Annotated in this window: 2 protein-coding genes; both read right to left on the bottom strand. The window is 75.6% G+C overall.

The features are described from left to right. Positions 1-53: 53 nt before the first annotated feature. Positions 54-1,565 (bottom strand): oxidoreductase, encoded by a 1,512-nt coding sequence (locus ACFXAM_RS38515; protein ID WP_380298569.1) that lies wholly within the window; start codon positions 1,563-1,565, stop codon positions 54-56. A gap of 256 nt (positions 1,566-1,821) precedes the next feature. After that, positions 1,822-2,553, bottom strand: a 732-nt coding sequence (locus ACFXAM_RS38510; RefSeq protein ID WP_380298568.1) for a tetratricopeptide repeat protein, incomplete at its 5' end; no start/stop codon positions are given.

The following is a 2,553-nucleotide window of genomic DNA, read 5'->3' as shown; positions in this document are numbered from 1 at the left end:
CCCCGGCCCCGGCCCCGGCCCGGGCCCCGGCTTCGGCCGATCGGCCGGCGGCGTCAGGCCCGGTTGAGGGTGCGGCTGATGCCCGCCAGGACCGCCGTCGTGAGCAGCCAGCCGAGGGCGGTCAGCGAGTAGCCGAACCACTGCTGGGCCCCGGTCCAGTACCACGCGGTGCGCTGGCCCAGCCCGCCGATGGGGATGAGCAGGTCGAGGGTGTAGACCAGGGGGCTGAACGGGATGCTCTCGCCGGGCTTGACCTCGTGCGGCGCGCCGTGGCGGAAGACGAGGGTGCCGAGCAGGGCGAGGCCGCCGAGCCACAGCACGGCCTGCCAGGGGCGGTAGCCGTACCCGACGGTGGCGTCCAGCAGCCGGCCCCAGACCCGGCCGGGCAGCCGCAGGGTGCGCCGGCGCCGGCGCTGCTTCTCCAGGAGCACCCGGCGGGCGTCGTCGTCGTGGCCGATCCTCCGGTACCAGGCGGCGAGTTGCTCGTAGGGCTGCGGCGCGTAGCCGGGGAGCGCGGCCAGCCAGGCCAGCCGGCGGGCGACGGGGTCGGGGGCGCCGGTGGAGGTCTGGACGGAGCCGTAGCCGAAGCCGTCGAGGCGGGTGTCGGCCGGCCAGCTGTGGTCGTTGTCGTGCAGGACGACGGTCTGCGCGTCCTGGAGGTCGACGGTGCCGTCCGGGGTGGCGGCCGGCGTGAGCCGGAGGTCCCCGGCGGTCAGCCGCTTGGCGTCCAGGGCCACCGCGCCGCCACCGTCCAGGACGGCGGCGTCGAGCGAGAGCCGGCTGCGGACCGCTGCTCCGGGGAGCCGGACCGCGCCGGTGGCCGTGAAGCCGTCGGCGAGCACGAGGGTGGAGGCGCTGAGGTCGTCGCCGGTGAGCGCGTCGCCGCCGGGGTTGTCGATGCGGGCCCGCTCCATGAACAGTCCGCCGTTGAACCGGGTCCCGACCAGCCGCAGCCCGCCGCGGGCGTGGAAGCCGTGCCGGGCGAAGCAGCCGCCGTCCATCACCAGGCCGCCGGCCCACAGCGCCCAGACGCGCGACGGGTCCGGCTCGCTCCCGTCGAGGAACTCGGTGGCGGTGAGCCGGGCTCCGCTGAGCCGCAGTTCGCCGGTGATGTGCGCGCGGGTGAGGGTGAGCCGCCCGTCGAGGACGGCCTTCTCGAAGAAGAGGTTGCCGTCGACCTTCAGCAGCCACCCGTCGATCCCGGGGACGCGGCAGCCGCTCAGGCTGGTGGAGCGCAGCGTCGCGTCCCGCAGTACCACCTGCTCCTCGAAGTAGCAGCCCTCCAGGCGCAGTTCACCGGCGGCCGTCAGCCCGCGCAGGTCGAGCCTCCCGGTGATGCGGGCCCCGGTCAGGTACAGCACGCGCACCGGGCCGGCCGGTCCGGCGTCGCCGAGCAGGGCGGTCGCGATCGCCTCGGCGCGCACCGAGCGTTCCTCGCCCCAGGCCGCGCCGCCGGTCGGATCGTCCTCGGCGGGTGCGCCGCTGCGCAGGTCGACCGGCGCGCCCGTGGCGCAGGCGTCCCACACCCGCTGTTCGGGCCCGGTCAGGTCCTGGTACGTCAGCATCCCGCCCCCCTCGGTCGGTGATCACTCGCGGACCGCAGCCTAGCGTCCGTCGGCGCCGCGTCCTCCCGGGTTTCCTGATGATCCGTTGATCGCAGGGGTCCTCGGCGCCGGAGCTGCCGACCCGCCGTCACGCCGGTGGTGGGTCGACCGGCCGATCCGGCTGATCCGGCCGGTCCGGCCGGCCCGGCGGGGAGCGTCATTCCGAACGTGCCGTGTTCCTCGTGCCGGAGGATTCGACGGTATCCGTCCTACTCGCCTACGGACCGATCCCCTCAAGCCAGTCGGCCACGGCCAGGGATTGCCGAAGAGCCGGTCCGAAGGAGGCGGGGTCGGCCTCGGCGAGGGCGCGGCGGATGGCGACGGCTTCTTCGACGGCGGCCAGGCCCTCCGCCCGCAGGCCCACCTCGCCGAGCTCGATGGAGAAGCTGTTGAGGGCGCTGGCGAGGCCGGGCAGGTGGGCACCGGGGTCGGCCTCGCCGAGGGTGCGGAAGATGGCGACGGCTTCTTCGGCGGCGGCGAGGCCCTCCGCCCGCCGGCCCGCCTCGCCGAGGTCGATGGAGAGGTTGTTGAGGGCGCTGGCGAGGTCGGGCAGGTGGGCACCGGGGTTGGTCCCGCTGAGGGTGCGGAGAATGGCGACGGATTCTTCGACGGCGGCGAGGCCCTCCGCCCGCCGGCCCGCCTCGCCGAGCTCGATGGACAGGCTGTTGAGGGCGCTGGCGAGGCCGGGCAGGTGGGCGTCCGGGCCGGCCTCGGCCAGGACGCGGTAGTGGCCGACGGCTTCCTCGACGGCGGCCAGGCCCTCCGTCCGCCGCCCCAGGGCGCCCAGCCGGACGGAGAGGTTGTTGAGGGCGCTGGCGAGGTCGGGCAGGTGGGCGTCGGGGTTGGTCTCGCTGAGGGTGCGGCGGATGGCGACGGCTTCTTCGGCGGCGGCGAGGCCCTCCGCCCGCCGGCCCGCCTCGCCGAGCTCGATGGAGAGGCTGTTGAGGGC

The sequence above is a fragment of the Kitasatospora sp. NPDC059462 genome (genome assembly GCF_042749955.1).
In the GTDB taxonomy this organism is placed as follows: domain Bacteria; phylum Actinomycetota; class Actinomycetes; order Streptomycetales; family Streptomycetaceae; genus Kitasatospora.
Note: the sequence above shows the minus strand (reverse complement) of the source record. Positions and strands in the feature narration are given on the sequence as shown.